14 protein-coding genes are annotated in these 15,215 nt (G+C 68.9%); 9 read left to right on the forward strand and 5 right to left on the reverse strand.

Annotation, left to right across the window (positions count from 1 at the left end):
* The first annotated feature begins 32 nt into the window (after window positions 1–32).
* From OX958_RS11795 to OX958_RS11810, 4 genes are all read left to right on the forward strand, one after another.
* A complete protein-coding gene (locus OX958_RS11795) occupies window positions 33–707 on the forward strand; it encodes a fasciclin domain-containing protein (protein ID WP_270137340.1) in 675 nt (224 codons plus the stop codon).
* A gap of 366 nt (window positions 708–1,073) precedes the next feature.
* Entirely contained in the window at window positions 1,074–2,006 is a 933-nt protein-coding gene (locus tag OX958_RS11800) for a GTP-binding protein LepA (protein ID WP_270137341.1), read from the forward strand.
* Between the two features lie 145 nt (window positions 2,007–2,151).
* Window positions 2,152–3,042 carry a hypothetical protein gene (locus OX958_RS11805; protein ID WP_270137342.1) on the forward strand — a complete coding sequence of 297 codons (891 nt, stop codon included), beginning with the start codon at window positions 2,152–2,154 and terminating at the stop codon, window positions 3,040–3,042.
* Window positions 3,043–3,139: 97 nt separating this feature from the next.
* Entirely contained in the window at window positions 3,140–5,014 is a 1,875-nt protein-coding gene (locus tag OX958_RS11810; protein WP_270137343.1) for a S8 family serine peptidase, read from the forward strand.
* A gap of 58 nt (window positions 5,015–5,072) precedes the next feature.
* Here the strand turns inward: OX958_RS11810 and OX958_RS11815 are convergent, their stop codons facing one another.
* The 5 genes from OX958_RS11815 to mce all read right to left on the reverse strand — a co-directional run bounded on the left by OX958_RS11815 (window position 5,073) and on the right by mce (window position 11,024).
* Window positions 5,073–6,449, reverse strand: a complete 1,377-nt coding sequence (locus tag OX958_RS11815) for an AI-2E family transporter (RefSeq protein WP_270137344.1) — start codon at window positions 6,447–6,449, stop codon at window positions 5,073–5,075.
* Complete coding sequence (locus tag OX958_RS11820) at window positions 6,446–7,984, reverse strand: transposase (protein ID WP_270137345.1); 1,539 nt, start codon at window positions 7,982–7,984, stop codon at window positions 6,446–6,448. The genes OX958_RS11815 and OX958_RS11820 overlap by 4 nt, the downstream gene beginning before the upstream one ends.
* A gap of 82 nt (window positions 7,985–8,066) precedes the next feature.
* The gene (ccrA, locus tag OX958_RS11825) at window positions 8,067–9,404 is read right to left on the reverse strand and encodes a crotonyl-CoA carboxylase/reductase (RefSeq protein ID WP_270137346.1); all 1,338 of its coding nucleotides are present in this window, start codon (window positions 9,402–9,404) and stop codon (window positions 8,067–8,069) included.
* Between the two features lie 159 nt (window positions 9,405–9,563).
* Window positions 9,564–10,505, reverse strand: a complete 942-nt coding sequence (locus tag OX958_RS11830) for a sensor histidine kinase (protein WP_270137347.1) — start codon at window positions 10,503–10,505, stop codon at window positions 9,564–9,566.
* Between the two features lie 84 nt (window positions 10,506–10,589).
* Window positions 10,590–11,024 (reverse strand): methylmalonyl-CoA epimerase, encoded by a 435-nt coding sequence (gene mce, locus OX958_RS11835; RefSeq protein ID WP_270137348.1) that lies wholly within the window; start codon window positions 11,022–11,024, stop codon window positions 10,590–10,592.
* Window positions 11,025–11,117: 93 nt separating this feature from the next.
* Here mce and OX958_RS11840 point away from each other — a divergent pair, with 93 nt between their 5' ends.
* The 5 genes from OX958_RS11840 to OX958_RS11860 all read left to right on the forward strand — a co-directional run bounded on the left by OX958_RS11840 (window position 11,118) and on the right by OX958_RS11860 (window position 15,199).
* The gene (locus OX958_RS11840) at window positions 11,118–12,335 is read left to right on the forward strand and encodes an acetyl-CoA C-acetyltransferase (RefSeq protein WP_270137349.1); all 1,218 of its coding nucleotides are present in this window, start codon (window positions 11,118–11,120) and stop codon (window positions 12,333–12,335) included.
* A 69-nt stretch (window positions 12,336–12,404) separates the two neighbouring features.
* Window positions 12,405–13,361, forward strand: coding sequence for a methylmalonyl Co-A mutase-associated GTPase MeaB (gene meaB / locus OX958_RS11845; protein ID WP_270137350.1), 957 nt, complete (start codon window positions 12,405–12,407; stop codon window positions 13,359–13,361).
* Between the two features lie 291 nt (window positions 13,362–13,652).
* A complete protein-coding gene (locus tag OX958_RS11850) occupies window positions 13,653–13,811 on the forward strand; it encodes a hypothetical protein (protein ID WP_203590655.1) in 159 nt (52 codons plus the stop codon).
* Window positions 13,812–13,917: 106 nt separating this feature from the next.
* Window positions 13,918–14,643, forward strand: coding sequence for a PH domain-containing protein (locus OX958_RS11855; protein WP_270137351.1), 726 nt, complete (start codon window positions 13,918–13,920; stop codon window positions 14,641–14,643).
* A 109-nt stretch (window positions 14,644–14,752) separates the two neighbouring features.
* Window positions 14,753–15,199, forward strand: a complete 447-nt coding sequence (locus OX958_RS11860) for a methyltransferase domain-containing protein (RefSeq protein WP_270137353.1) — start codon at window positions 14,753–14,755, stop codon at window positions 15,197–15,199.
* The last annotated feature ends 16 nt before the right edge of the window (window positions 15,200–15,215 follow it).

Genomic DNA, 15,215 nt, shown 5'->3' on the forward strand with positions numbered 1-15,215 from the left:
CCAAGCCCCGAACATCGAAAGAGAGATTCGTCATGTCGCAGACCATCAAGCGTGTCGTTCTGGCCGCTTCCGCCGTTTCGTTGCTGTTCGCAACCGCTGCCTGTGGTGGCGGCGACGACAGCTCCAGCAGCAGCTCTCCCTCGGCCAGCACTTCCACCTCGACCTCGGCCCCGGCCGAGACGCCGTCGGCGTCGGCCTCGATGGACAACGCCGCCGGTCTGGTCGGCCCGGGCTGCGCCGACTACGCCAAGGCCAACCCGACCGGCGCCGGCTCGGTCGACGGCATGGCCGCCGCCCCGGTCGCCACCGCCGCGTCGGGTAACCCGCTGCTCAAGACCCTGGTCGCCGCGGTCTCGGGCAAGCTGAACCCGAAGGTCGACCTGGTCTCGACCCTGAACGGTGGCGAGTTCACCGTGTTCGCCCCGATCGACTCGGCGTTCGCGAAGATCCCGGCCGCGACGATCAACACCTTGAAGACCGACTCGGCGCTGCTGTCGTCGATCCTGACCTACCACGTCGTCCCCGGCCAGCTCGACCCGGCCGCGGTCGTTGGTAAGCAGACCACCGTGCAGAAGGGCGCCGTCACCGTCACCGGTTCCGGTGACACCTTGATGGTCAACAACGCCAAGGTCGTCTGTGGTGGCGTGAAGACCGCCAACGCGACGGTTTACCTGATCGACACCGTGCTGATGCCGCCGGCGGCCTGACGATCCCGTCGACCCGGCATCACCGGGTCGGAGTCACCAGGCCAGGACACCAGATCACGGTGACACCGACCCAGCAGTAGCGGTGGTGTCTTCCTGCTCCAGGAAGGCACCACCGTTCTGTGCCCGGGGGAGCGAAAGTTGCTCCCGGCATCGCCGGTGGTCAGGTCCTGGTCAGGCACGAGGGATCACGCGGTCCGTCGAAAAGTAGCGAGCTATTGGTACCAGCAGGGAAGTAAGGTGAGACTTACTCATGGTCGGACCGACCGGATCCGAGTTGCTGCCTGGGGGTGGGGTGGAGATCGTCGTCAGGAGAAGTCGCGGGCACGATGGCCAGGAGTTGCTCACGCCGACCGCGCGGGGCCGGTCATGACCCCGGAACGTACTCCGGCCGCGCGGCGTAGCCGGCGTGGACGGCGGCGGCCGTTCTCGGTCGAGCGCCGGCTGACCGAGCACGTCGACAAGCTGGCCGAGGAGCATCCGCCGATCCCGGTGGACAGCGCCGACTACTCGATGGTCAGGCCGCGGCTGCTCGCCGAGCAGTTCGGCCCGGTGGTCACCTACATGTCGCGGGTCGAGCTGGAGGTCGAGCGGAACGTGCTCGAGCTCAACCTGCTGTTACCCGATCCGCCTGCCGTGGACAAGCACTTCTACGCCGACGTGTGGCTCCCGCAGGAGACCCATCACGGCCTGTTGCTGGACCGCCTGCAGTCACTGGCCGGTCTGCCGCAGGCGACGCCGGACCTTACCCATGTCTCCTTCGACTTCCGGCTGCTCGGCCAGCTCGGGCGCTGGAACGCGATCCAGGACGTCAGCCGGATGCTCTACTACCTGACCGGTGTCGCCACCGAGCAGTCGGCGATCCTCGCGTACAACAAACTCCACCACGGTCTGCTGGAGCTGGGCGAGAAGGCGGTGGCCTCGACCATCATCGCGCCGATCCGCCGCCAGGAGCCCGGCCACTTCGCCTACTACAAGATCGCCGCCCAGGGGCTGTGGTCCGAGATCGCGCCCTGGCAGAAGTGGCTGGTCCGGACCCTGCGCCGCTACACCTTCGAGCCGGTCGGCGCGTACACGAAGAAGCAGTGGGCGCAGTTCGGTGACGTCATGCACCACCTCGGTATCACCACCGGTGGCGAGGAGGAGCTGCTCCGGTACGCCCAGCAGATCGGCCGCTTCGAGCTCGAGCTGATGTGGGCCCACCGGCAGGGGCTGCGCGTCCCGACGTACGTGCTGGACTCGCTGAGGTCCGCCGCCCGCCTGGCCGCCGCGGCCGCCGGCCCCGAGATGCGCCGAGCCTGACCGCACACCCTCCGCCCGCAGCACGGCAGGGGGGTACCCACCCGGCAACATGAGGGACTACCCCTCATGCGCTGCCGCCTCCGGTCGGACAGGCTCTTACCAGAAGCCGAGCCGCGATCAGCGGCCACTACTGGAGGTAGATCTCATGTTCCGCAGGACCAGCCTGGCCGTGGCCGTCGCCACGGTCGCCGCCGCTGCCACTGTCGCCGTACCGGGGACCGCGAACGCCGGCCTGGGCGTTCCGACGCCGTGCGTCGAGAAGCACGACCTCGCGGGCATCGCCTTCGACGTGAAGCTGTGTGGGGTCAGCGACGTCGACCAGGACCGGATGGGCCTCGAAGGTCTGGGCCTGTACTACTGCGGACCGGCTTCGCTGCTCAACGTCATGTACTACTTCAACCGTCACGACGGCGCCCCGCTGGGCTACGGATCCGACAAGGTCAAGGACCTCGATCCGCTGGATCCTGCCGACTTCGCGAAGACGACCAGCTTCCTGTGGCGGATCGGGTTCGACGCGCAGTACAAGGCGCCCGGTACGAACGCGAAGAACCTGCGCGCTGCCTTCGACGTGGCCGCGGCTCAGGCCGTCGAATCGAACTGGGCGGTGGAGAGCGGCTACACCGACTCGAAGAACTCCCCTGACTTCGCCGGCGAGCTGGCCACCCGGCTGTCGGACGGGCCGGTGCAGCTGATCTTCGGTTTCTACCAGCCCAAGTCCAGCGGAGTGCAGCGTGACAGCGGCCACATCGTGACCGTCACGGGGGCGAAGGGCGCGTTCGGCGGCAACGAGCTGGTCATCACCTACGCCGACCCGTCGCTGGCCGGTGACAACACCAGTCCCGACAAGTTCAAGACCCAGTCGCAGTACCGGTCGGAAACGGCGACGCTGAAGAAGACCCTGATCAAGGAATACGTCCCGGCCGACAAGTCCTGGCGCTCGGTCTACCGCTGGAAGCTCAGCGGCGTCGACTACAACACCACGCTGACCCCGATGGTGGAGTCCTTCAACTGGTTCGACCTGAACCAGAAGGGCTAGCAGAGGCACTAGGTAGTACCTACTTAATGCGGCTCCGGATTGTTTCCGCCCGGGGCTGCACCGACAGTGATGGCCCGCCCACACTTCGGAGGTAGCGATGCGTAAGAGAACGTTCCTGGGGGTCCTGGCCGCGTCCGCGCTGCTGCTGGCCGGGCAGGGTCCGGCCGCGGCAGCACCGGTCGGCCGGATCCTCAACGAGGGAGCGCCGGACACCATCCCCGGTCGCTACATCGTCGGCCTGTACGGCGGAACGTCGCTGACCGCCTCGGCCGAGTCGCTGGTGGCCGGTGAGGCCCGCACCCTCACCGGCCGGTACGGCGGCAAGATCGGCTACGTGTACTCCGCGAGCCTGCGCGGCTTCTCGGCGGCCATGTCCGAGCAGCAGGCCAAGCGCCTGGCCGCCGACCCGAAGGTCGAGTTCGTCCAGCAGTCCTTGTGGGTGCGCAGGGCAACAGTGCCGACCGCCAACATCTACGGGGCCTCCCGCCCGGCCGCCAACATCTACGGCGCGGTCCGTGGCGCCACCCGGCAACTGCCGGCCGGCGAGCAGCCGAACCCGCCGTCCTGGGGACTCGACCGGATCGACGGCGTGAAGGACCGCACCTACAAGTACCCGAACACCGGCACCGGCGTGACGGTCTACAACACCGACTCCGAGCTCAACACCGACCACGCCGCCTTCGAGGGCCGGGCCCGGTCCGGCTACGACTTCGTCGACGAGGACGCCGAGGTCAACGAGTGCAAGAACCAGTTCGACCAGGGCCACGGCACCCACACCGCCGGGACGTCGAGCAGCGAGGCGTACGGCGTCGCCAAGGACGTCACCGTGGTCGGCGTCAAGGTGCTCGGCTGTGACGGCAACGCGCCTGACGCCGACTCGATCCAGGGCGTCGAGTGGGTCACCAGGAACGCCGTCAAACCCGCCGTCGCCAACGCGAGCTGGACCTCCGGCGGCGCCTACGCCGACCCCGAGGGCGTCAACCGGGCGGTCAAGGCCTCGATCGCGTCGGGGATCACCTGGGTGGTTGCTGCCGGCAACGACAACGGTGGCAACGCCTGTACGCCGAGCCCGGCCAAGGTGCCCGAGGCGATCACGGTCGCGTCCACCGACGAGAACGACAACCGGTCCAGCTTCTCCAACCTGGGCAGTTGCGTCGACCTGTTCGCGCCCGGTGGCAACATCACCTCGGCCAGCAACTCCAGCAACACCGGCTCCAAGGGCATGTCCGGTACGTCGATGGCGGCACCGCACGTCACCGGCGCGTCGGCGCTGTACCTCGCGGCGAACCCGTCCGCGACCCCGCAGCAGGTCCGTGACGGACTCGTCTCGCAGGCCCTGAGCGGTGTGGTGAAGAACCCCGGGACCGGTTCACCGAACAAGCTGCTCGACGTCAGCAAGATCGGTGGCTCCGGCCCGCCGCCGGCCGGCGTACCGGTCGCGGCGTTCACCTCGAACTGCACGGACTCGACGCTGGAGTGCTCGTTCGACGGGTCGGGTTCCAAGGACGAGGGCGGTTCGATCGCGACGTACCGGTGGGACTTCGGCGACGGCACCACCGGCGACGGGGTGAAGCCGGCCGCGCACAAGTACGCCAAGGCCGGGAGCTACAGCGTCAAGCTGACGGTCACCGACAACGAGGGCAAGACCGACGACGAGGTCAGGGCCGTGCAGGTCGGACAGAGCGCCGGCAGCCCGCCGGTGGCCGCCTTCTCGGTCAGTTGCTTCTACCAGAAGTGCGACTTCGACGCGGCGACCTCCCGTGACCCGGACAACGACATCGCCGGCTACGCATGGAAGTTCGGCGACAACCAGACCGGAACCGGGGCGAAGCTCTCGCACAACTACCCGGCCGCGCAGGCGACCTACACGGCCCAGTTGACCGTCACGGACCGGGCCGGCAACTCGGCTGCCGTGACCAGGAAGATCCAGTGCTACAGCGTGGGTGCCCAGGCGCTCTGCTTCGCCTCCTGACACAGCTTCGCCCCGGGAGCGCCAGAGCTTCCCGGGGCGAAGTGCGCGTTCTTCGGTACTACGACTCGTCGGCCTTGCGGACCCACACCTCGCGGATGATCAGCAGGATCGCCGCCGCCGTCGGGATGGCCAGCAGCGCGCCGACCACACCGAGCAGCGCGCCACCGAGCAGGGCCGCGATCACCGTGACGGCGCCGGGGATGTCGACCGCGCGGCGCATGATCCGCGGCGCGACGACGTAGTTCTCGACCTGCTGGTAGACGATTCCGTAGGCCAGGCAGGCGATGCCGACCCAGAGCCCGGCGGTGAAACCGATCAGCGCGACCAGCACGACGCCGATCAGCCCACCGACCATCGGGATGAACGCGGTGAACATCACCACGATCGCCAGCGCCACGGCGTACTGCCCGAGGCCGACGATCTCCAGGAAGATGAACATGAAGATGCCGGCACACGCCGCCACCAGGAACTGGCCGCTGACGTAGCCGCCGACCCGGTTGAGCACCTCGTCGCCAAGGATCGAGACCCGGTTGCGCCGGCTGGCCGGCACCAGGCTGTACGCCGCGCGCTTCACCGACGGCAGCGAGGCCAGGAAGTACAGCGTCAGGATCAGGATCGTGAACGCCGAGAACAGCGCGTTCGCGACCACCTTGCCGACCCCGAGAACGCCGCCGAAGGCCTTCTGCGCCAGCGACGGATCCTGGACGTAGTCCTTCGCCTTCTTGATGAAGTCGTACCGCTCGTTCAGTTCGTTCAGCGTCTTCGACTTGGTCAGCAGGTCCAGCCAGTCGGGCGCGTTCTTGATCAGCCCGTTGATCTGTTCGGACACCACCGGGACGATCGCCAGGCCGACCCCGGTCACCGCGAGGATCATCAGCAGGAAGACGACGCCGACCGCCAGCCCGCGCTTCAGCCCGCGGCGCATGAACCACTCGACCAGTGGGTTCAGGCCGACCGCGATGAACATCGACACGATCAGCAGGATCAGCACCGACCGGGCCTGGCCGAGCGCGTTCCACAGCCCCCAGGCGACCAGCACGCCGAGGGCCGCGAAGAAGCCGAAGACGAACGGGTTCGACCGCTGCAGCGGCGGGCCGGGGCGGCCCATGCCCTCCGACGGGTGCCGCTCGTCGATCAGCAGCTCGCTGACCGGGTTGGCCTCCGGGTCGGCCGCCGAGCGCGCCGCGTCGGCAGCCTGCCGAGCAGCGACCTCGGAAGTCTTCGCCGCCTTCTCGGCGAGCCCGGCCGCGCTCTCCGACTCGTCGGCCGAAGTCTCCGACTGGTCGGCCGAGGTCTCCGCGCTCTCCGCGGACTGCTCCGCGTCGTCGGCGGCCGCCTCGGCCTCGGCCGCTGCGGCCTTCGCCGCGCGCGCCGCTTCCTCGATCTCCGCTACCTTGCCCCGGTCGTTCTCATCCTGGTCGCCAGGAGGCGTCACTTCTCATCCTTCGCGGCTTTACCGTCCCCGGTGGCCGCCTTCGCGTCGTCCCGGCCGGCCGGCTTGGCGCCTGAGTCCGGCTTCGTGTCCGTCTTCGGGCCGGTCAGATCGCTCAGCCGGAACTCGTCGATCCGGGTCTGGTCGCGCGGCGGCTCGGAGGTCCGGAGCTCGTCGACGCTGCCGGCGTCCACCCGCAGGCTCGTGTCGATGCGGGTCCGGTCGGCCGGGGCCTCACCGGCGCCGGACCCGGCGAACGGGCTGCCGCCGCTGAACGGGTTGCCACCCCGGCCGAGCTCCGCCTCTTCCGGCTCGACGTCGGTCGCGTACGTCGCCGTGGCCTCGTCGGCGCCGGCGGTGTACTTCGGGACGTCGTCGTAGGACGTCGCGAACGGGTTGCCCGTGGGAGCGGCCGGCGCAGCGGTGGCCGTCGAAGCGGCCGGCGGCGTCGCCGGTGCGGCGAACGGGTTGGTGTACGGCGTGGCCGTCTCGGAGTCGAGCTCGGCGGCCTGGCGGGCGATGTTGCTGGCGATGTCGTTCAGCCCGGCGATCTGGGCCAGGATGCCGTCGCGGCGCTTGGCGAGCCGCTCGGTCTCCCGGGCGATGATCGTGCGCGACCGCTCCGCCTCGTCGGCGGCGCTGGCCAGCTCGGCCTCCGAGCGGGTGCGCGCGGTGGTGAGCAGCTGCTCGGCCTCGCGCCGGGCCCGGGAGAGCGTGCGCTCGGCCGACTCCTCCGCCTCGGCGCGGATCTTGCGGGCCTGCTCGGTGGCCTCGGCGACCCGGCGCTCCGAGGCCTCGGCGGCCTCGCGCATCTGGGTGGTCAGGTTCTCGGTGTCGGCGGCGATCTTCGAGTGCTTGTCGGCCAGCTCCTTGGCCTGCTGCTCGCGCTCGTCGGCCAGCCGGGCCCGCAGTGCCGCGGACTCGCGCTGGATCGCGGTGCGGATTTTCTCCGCCTCGTGCAGCGCGCCGTTCTTCATCGTGCTGGACTCGGACTCCGCCGTCAGCTGCAGCGTCTCGGCCTTGCGCCGGGCGGCCGCGAGCACCTCGGCGGACTCGGTGTCGGCGGTCCGGCGGATCTCGGCCGCGTCGCCCTCCGCGGTCCGGCGCATGCTGTCGGACTCGTTCAGCGCGACGGTGCGGATGTCCTGGGCCTCGCGCTCACCGGTCGCCCGGGTGGCCGCGGCCTCCTTGGCGGCGGTGCTGCGCAGCTCGTCGGCCTCGCGGCGGGCCTCCTCCAGCGCCTCGGCGGCCTGGTCCTGGGCGAGCCGCAGGATCTGCGCGGCCCGGTCCCCGAGCCCGGCGTACGACGGGTTGGCGCTGGCCTCGAGCTGGCGCTTCGCCTCCTCGAGCTGACGCTGCAGCGGAGCGGAGTTCGCCTGCGCGTCCTCCAGCCGCGTGCGGGCGTCGGCGAGTTGCATCTCCAGGGCGCGGACATAGTCATCCACCGCCTGTTTGTCGTAGCCACGACGTCCCACGGGGAAGCCACCCGCGGCAGTCGCAGTACGATCGAAAAACGGCAGGCTCGACTCGTCAGCCATCCCAAAGAGTCCCTTCTGGCGGCTCGGTTGAATCCTTCACTCTAAAGCCTGTCAGAACTCCCACCCGCCACGCCAACCGGGCCTACCTGTCCCGGAACCGGTTGATCTCGGTCAGGTGCTGCTCGCGCAGTTCGGGGTTCTTCACGCCGAGACCTTCGGACGGAGCCAGCGTCAGCACGCCGACCTTGCCCTGGTGCAGGTTGCGGTGCACGTCGTACGCCGCCTGGCCGGTCTCCTCCAGCGGATAGACGCGGCTCAGGGTCGGGTGCACCATGCCCTTGGCGATCAGCCGGTTCGCCTCCCAGGCCTCGCGGTAGTTGGCGAAGTGGGAGCCGATGATGCTCTTCAGGTTCATCCACAGGTAGCGGTTGTCGTACTCGTGCAGGAAGCCCGACGTGGAGGCGCAGGTGACGATCTTGCCGCCCTTGCGGGCGACGAAGACCGAGGCGCCGAAGGTCTCCCGGCCGGGATGCTCGAAGACGATGTCCGGGTCGTCGCCGCCGGTCAGCTCGCGGATCTTCGCACCGAGCCGCTTCCACTCCGACTGGTCCTGGGTGTGCTCGTCGGACCAGAACTCGTAGCCCTCGGCCGACCGGTCGATGATCAGCTCCGCGCCCATCGCCCGGCAGATCTCCGCCTTCTCCGGCGACGAGACCACGCAGACCGGGATCGCGCCGCCGTTCAGCGCGAACTGGGTCGCGTACGACCCGAGCCCACCGGACGCACCCCAGACCAGCACGACGTCGCCCTGCTTCATGTCCGCGCCGTTCGGCGAGACCAGCTGCCGGTACGCCGTACTGTTCACCAGCCCCGGCGACGCTGCCTCTTCCCAGGTCAGATGCGCCGGCTTCGGCATCAGCTGGTTGGACTTCACCAGCGCCAGCTCGGCCAGCCCGCCGAAGTTGGTCTCGAATCCCCAGATCCGCTGCTCGGAGTCGAGCATCGTGTCGTTGTGCCCGTCCGGCGACTCCAGCTCGACCGACAGGCAGTGCGCGACCACCTCGTCGCCGGGCTTCCAGGCGTTCACGCCGGGCCCGGTCCGCAGTACGACGCCGGCCAGGTCCGAACCGACCACGTGGTACGGCAGGTCGTGCCGCGCGGTCAGCGGCGACAACTTCCCGTACCGCTTGAGGAAACTGAAGGTGGAGACCGGCTCGAAGATCGAGGTCCAGACCGTGTTGTAGTTGATCGCGCTCGCCATCACCGCGACCAGCGCCTCGCCCGGCCCGAGCTCCGGCGTCGGCACGTCGTCCAGGTGCAGGCTCTTGCGTGGATCCTTCTCCCTGGTCGCCAGGCCCTCGAACATCGCGGTGTCGTCGGCGTGCACGGTGATCCCGCGATAGTGCTCCGGTACGGCGAGCTGCCCGAAGTCCTCGGCGGGCGTGTCGCCGGCCAGGATCGCGTCCAGGATGTCCTTCACGTCGTACCTCCAGGTCGGTGGAGCCGGGTGAAAGCGGAATCTACCGACGAGTATGCCTCTGACTGAAGGGTTCTGTGAGGCAGGTCGCAGTCGTTGAGACGACTGTCACTTTTCAGTCCACTGGGTTTAGTGGTCTTACCGGCGCGAAGGCCTTCGCTGTCAGTCGAGACGCGTGTGCAGCCGGATCTGGGTGCCGGTGGGACCGGACCGGAGCTGGACCAGGTCGCAGAGCTGGTTCGCCATCCAGACGCCGCGCCCGCCGAGCCCGTCGATCGGCGGCGGCATCCGGCCGACCAGCAGATCGTCGATCCGCCCCTGGTCGGCGATGTCGAGGATCAGCGCGCGGTCCTGGGTCCACAGCGACAACCGTCCCCGGCCGCCTCCGAACCGGATGCTGTTGGTGCAGACCTCGTGCAGCGCCAGTGTCAGATCGTCGGTCCGCTCTGCGCTCAAGCCCGCTTGGAGGGCGCGCTCACCTGCCCAGCGGCGTACCGCCGACAGTTGCGCGCGCCCGAAGTCGCGTAGCTCAGCCCCGGCCGGTACTACGGGCAGCGGCGTACCGAAGACTCCGCGCGCGACCTCGCTCCAGTCCTGCGAATCCGCCGTGGAACTATCGGCGGCGGGATGGCTGGTAGCCGGGTCGACGTCGGCGGAGAGGACCGTGGCGGAGTACGGGCAGCGCAGCCGGAACGGGCCGGAGTGCTGGAAGGCCACGTTGAGCAGTGATTCGTGCAACCTGGCCTCCGCGAACTCCGCCTCGGACCGGCCTGGATAGGCGGGCTCGCCGAGACCGCGGACCGGACGCCCGGGATGGTCGCTCAGCAACGTGGTCCACAGCCCGATGATTCGCGCCGGGTTGCGGCCCGCGGCGGTGATGTCGATGAAGGTGACCTGCTCGGCCAGCTCGCCGAGTTCGGTTCGCAGTAGGGCGATCCGGGCCGGCGGGAGCGCAGCGGCGGCCACTTCGCCCGCGATCAGGCCGTCGCGGAGGAACGGAGCTGCTCGGCCCACGAACTCATCGTCATCGGCGTAGACGAAGGCGTCGTGCGAGAAACCGGCTGGATCACCGTCCGTTGCGTCAGAGGCGCTGTCGATCAGCACGTCCACAGACTAGTCCCGAACGGGTCGTCCGGCGGCGTGGGACGCGGCTTCTCACTCACGGTCGCCGACGGTGACCGAGGGCGCTCATCGGGCCGGCTCGACCAACTCGACCAGGACGCCACCGCTAGAGCGCGGATGCAGGAAGTTGACCCGCGAACCGGCCGTGCCGCGACGCGGTTCGTCGTACAGGAGGACGGCGCCGCGCTCGCGCAGGGTGGCCGAGACGGCGTCCAGGTCGCGAACGCGGTACGCGAGCTGCTGGATGCCCGGGCCGCGAGCGGTCAGGAACTTGGCGATCGGGGAGTCGTCCGACAGCGGCGCGAGCAGCTGGATCGAGGAGCCGGAGTCGCCGACCGAGAGCATCGCCTCCCGGACCCCTTGCTCCTGGTTGATCTCCTCGTGCGCGACCGTCATGCCGAACGTCTCGGCGTAGAACCGGACGGCTTCGTCGAAGTCCGCGACCGCGATCCCGACGTGGTCGATCGCCTCGAAGAGGGTCTGCGTTCCGGTGGCGTCCATCTGCCCAGATTGGCCTAGTTCGGCGGTTGTTTCCAACGAGTGTGACCGGATCGACAACCCCGTACCAGTGTGCTCGCAGGTATCGTGAGAAGCATGTCTGACACCACTCGCAGCCCGCAGAACACAACTGTCATAGTCGCCGGTGCGCGGACGCCGATCGGCCGGCTGCTGGGTGGCCTGAAGGGCTTCACCGGCGCCGACCTCGGCGGCTTCGCGATCAAGGGCGCGCTCGAGAAGGCCGGTGTCGCGCCGGACCAGGTCGAGTACGTGATCATGGGCCAGGTGCTGCAGGCCGGGGCCGGCCAGATCGCCGCCCGCCAGGCCGCCGTCAAGGGCGGCATCCCGATGTCGGTGCCGGCGATCACCATCAACAAGGTCTGCCTGTCCGGCCTGAACGCGATCGCGATGGCCGACCAGCTGATCCGGGCCGGCGAGTACGACGTGGTGGTGGCCGGCGGGATGGAGTCGATGACGAACTCCCCGCACCTGCTGCCGAAGTCGCGCGAGGGCTACAAGTACGGCGACACCACGCTGGTCGACTCGATGGCCTTCGACGGCCTCTGGGACGCCTTCACCGATCAGGCGATGGGCGCGCTGACCGACCAGGCCAACGACACCGGACTGAAGCTCACCCGCGCGGAGCAGGACCAGTTCAGCGCGCGGTCGCACCAGCTGGCGGCGGAGAGCTGGAAGAACGGCGTCTTCGTCGACGAGGTGGTACCGGTCGAGGTGCCGCAGCGCAAGGGTGACCCGATCGTCTTCGACACCGACGAGGGTGTCCGCGGCGACACGTCGGTGGAGACGCTCGCGCGGTTGCGCCCGGCGTTCGGCAAGGACGGCACGATCACGGCCGGTTCGGCGTCCCAGATCTCCGACGGTGGCTGCGCGGTGGTCGTGATGAGCAAGGCGAAGGCCGAGGAGCTCGGACTGACCTGGCTGGCCGAGATCGGCGCGCACGGGTCGGTCGCCGGACCGGACTCGTCGCTGCAGAGCCAGCCGGCCAACGCGATCGTCAAGGCCTGCTCCAAGGAGGGCATCGAGCCGGCCGCGCTCGACCTGATCGAGATCAACGAGGCCTTCGCCGCGGTCGGTATCGCCAGCGCGCGGGAGCTGGACGTCGACCTGGACAAGGTCAACGTCAACGGCGGCGCCATCGCTCTTGGGCACCCGATCGGTATGTCCGGCGCCCGGCTCGTTCTGCACCTGGCTCTCGAACTGCAGCGCCGTGGCGGTGGCACCGGCGCCGCTGCCCTTTGCGGTGGCGGCGGCCAGGGCGATGCGCTGATCGTGCGCGTGCCGCAGCGAAGCTGACTCGGCGCCGGCCACCGGCAGCGGTAGCGTGGCCGCCCAGAAGACATCCCCGAGCGGTTAGAGATGCTGATGCCCCGACGGACTGCACCGGTTGCCGAGTTGGTCGAACGCGCCCGGGGTGGCGACTCACGGGCGGTCGCCCGGCTGATCTCGCTGGTGGAGGACGAGTCGCCGCTGTTACGCGAAGTGATGGCGGCGCTGGCTCCGCATGCCGGCCGGGCGCACATCATCGGCATCACCGGCTCGCCGGGTGTCGGCAAGTCGACCTCCACCTCGGCCCTCGTCACGGCGTACCGGGCGACGGGCAAGCGGGTCGGCGTACTGGCGGTGGATCCGTCGTCGCCGTTCTCCGGTGGGGCGCTGCTGGGCGATCGGGTGCGGATGCAGGACCACGCGACCGACGCGGGGGTCTTCATCCGGTCGATGGCCTCGCGCGGCCATCTGGGCGGCCTTGCCTGGACCACCCCGCAGGCGCTGCGGGTCCTCGACGCGGCCGGCTTCGACGTCGTTCTGGTCGAGACGGTCGGCGTCGGGCAGTCCGAGGTCGAGATCGCGGGGATGGCCGACACGACGATCATCCTGCTCGCGCCCGGGATGGGCGACGGCATCCAGGCCGCCAAGGCGGGCATCCTGGAAGTCGGCGACATCTACGTGGTGAACAAGGCCGACCGGGACGGCGTACAGAACGTCACCCGTGACCTGCGCGCGATGCTCGCCCTGGCCGAGCGCGGGCCGGACTCCTGGACCCCGCCGATCCTCAAGACGGTGGCGTCGCGCAACGAAGGCGTCGACGAGTTGGTCGCCGCGATCGAGGACCGGCTGACCTGGATGACCGGCAACGGCGTACTGACCGAGCGCCGGCGCAGCCGGGCCCGGGACGAGATCGAGGCGATCGCGATGACGGCCCTGCGGTCCCGCTTCGCCCACCTGCACGGTGACGCGCGGCTCGACGTACTGGCCGCGAAGGTCGCCGACGGCGACACCGACCCGTACGCCGCGGCCGACGAGCTGCTCGACGCGCTCTGATTCTAGCCTGTTCCGCGCGGGGTGAGCAGGATCACTCGGGCGGCTCGATGACACACTTGGCGACTCTCTGTCACATCCGAATCCGGGCAGGAAGTCCCCGGATCCGGGTGTTTGGGCTACCTTCGTCCCTGGGCGGCGCGCCGGTCGCTGCCGTGCCCCCTGATCCGTTACAGAATGGATCTTGAAGCTGGTGAGCATTGTGCGGTGGGCTGTGTTCAGTCAGTGACAGTTGGTGACTATCCGTGATACAAACACAGTCGACCGAGTTGGTTGCGAACGAGGAGTGGTGACATGCCGAAGAAGCTGCTGATCTGGCTGGTCATCGCCTTTGCGGCGTTCTATCTGTTCACACAGCCCGAGAACGCCGCAGATGCTGTAGGAGGTGCGTTCTCGGCCGTCGGCGATGCGTTCGGGAGCGTGATCACGTTCCTGTCCGCGCTGTTCAACTGAGCCTTCCGCCAAGTGTCCCGTGACGAGCCTTCGTGCGGGACACTTGGCTGTAGTACTCAGGTGATGGGCCACGGGGCCGACAGCGGGTGGACAGGGGAGTGAGCGGATGGCCGGATTAGGCCTCTTCAGGATCTTCGATCCGAAGGTCAGGCGCCATCTGATCTCGGACGAGGGCGAGGTCGTCATCGACGAGGTGCGGCACCACTGGGTGGTGTTCGCCGTGCCGATCGCCGAGGTGATCCTGGCCACCGCGCTGCTGGTGGCGATGCTGTGGCTGCCGCCGAAGGGTGCCGGCGCCGTCCTGGTGATCGTGCTGGTGCTGCTGGCCCACGCGTTCTGGAAGTTCTTGACCGAGCATCGCGACCGGTTCGTGGTGACGAACATGCGAGTGATGCGGATCCGCGGCGTCTTCTCGCAGACCGTCGCGACCACCCCGATCGCCCGAATTCTCGACATCACCCTGCAGAAGCCGCTGATCGGCCGGATGTTCGGCTACGGCCACTTCGTCTTCGAGTCGGCCGCCCAGGACCAGGGCTTCCGCGAGATCAGGTTCGTCAGCCGTCCCGACGACCGTGACCTGACCATCCAGCGCGTCATCCAGCGCACCGGCCTGCGCGCCTCCGCCAGCGTCGACGTCGTCCAGGGCGACGACGACGATTCCGACGACGACGGTACCGGCCCGGTCGGCATGAACACCGCGGCCGAGGTGAGCACCAGCACCACGACGGCCCCCACCCAGCACGCGACCACCACCCGCGTCGCCGGCACGTCCAGCAAGTCGATCTTCAACTCGGAACGCGCCAACTGGACCGACGACCCGGACCGCGACTAGCCCGCTGTACTTCCCGTACACACCGACAGGCAGTAGTCGATCTTCCGCTCCGTCCGCACGCTTGATCGACGGCTCTGCGGTGCGTTGAAGGCGACTACTGCCTGTCGTTGTGTACGCCAACCGCAGATCCCGCGCGACGCCGGGATCCAGCACTGCTACTCGGCTGTCTTCGACGAGGACACTCGGCACCTTCATCGCCGAGGTCAGCGACGCCCGGCAGCTCGATTTCGCCGACAACAGTTTCGACGTCGCGCTGCGGTTCGGTCCGCTGTATCACCTGCGGGAGAAGGCGGACCGGCTCACCGCACTCCGCGAGGCGGCTCGCGTCGTCACGCCACGCCAGCTCCTGGTGGCAGGTTTCCGGCCGGGCATTTCCACACCGCGGCAGAGCTTCAGGAAGAGTTCGACGCCGTCGGCATCACCGACGTCGAACTCCACGCGATCGAAGGCTCGGCGGGTTCGGCGCTGGAGCAGTTGCCGGCCGATGACGAACTACTCCAAGCGGCCCTCACCTTGGTACGCCGTACTGGTCACCTGGCCGGAGTTCGCGAGATGACCAACCACCTGATGGG

This window comes from Kribbella sp. CA-293567, assembly GCF_027627575.1.
Taxonomy (GTDB): domain Bacteria; phylum Actinomycetota; class Actinomycetes; order Propionibacteriales; family Kribbellaceae; genus Kribbella.

Coding starts and splice junctions, on each gene's coding strand:
- OX958_RS11795 (WP_270137340.1), top strand. CDS start 33: ATGTCGCAGACCATCAAGCGTGTCGTTCTGGCCGCTTCCGCCGTTTCG.
- OX958_RS11800 (WP_270137341.1), top strand. CDS start 1,074: ATGACCCCGGAACGTACTCCGGCCGCGCGGCGTAGCCGGCGTGGACGG.
- OX958_RS11805 (WP_270137342.1), top strand. CDS start 2,152: ATGTTCCGCAGGACCAGCCTGGCCGTGGCCGTCGCCACGGTCGCCGCC.
- OX958_RS11810 (WP_270137343.1), top strand. CDS start 3,140: ATGCGTAAGAGAACGTTCCTGGGGGTCCTGGCCGCGTCCGCGCTGCTG.
- OX958_RS11820 (WP_270137345.1), bottom strand. CDS start 7,984: ATGGCTGACGAGTCGAGCCTGCCGTTTTTCGATCGTACTGCGACTGCC.
- mce (WP_270137348.1), bottom strand. CDS start 11,024: ATGGACGCCACCGGAACGCAGACCCTCTTCGAGGCGATCGACCACGTC.
- OX958_RS11840 (WP_270137349.1), top strand. CDS start 11,118: ATGTCTGACACCACTCGCAGCCCGCAGAACACAACTGTCATAGTCGCC.
- meaB (WP_270137350.1), top strand. CDS start 12,405: ATGCCCCGACGGACTGCACCGGTTGCCGAGTTGGTCGAACGCGCCCGG.
- OX958_RS11850 (WP_203590655.1), top strand. CDS start 13,653: ATGCCGAAGAAGCTGCTGATCTGGCTGGTCATCGCCTTTGCGGCGTTC.
- OX958_RS11855 (WP_270137351.1), top strand. CDS start 13,918: ATGGCCGGATTAGGCCTCTTCAGGATCTTCGATCCGAAGGTCAGGCGC.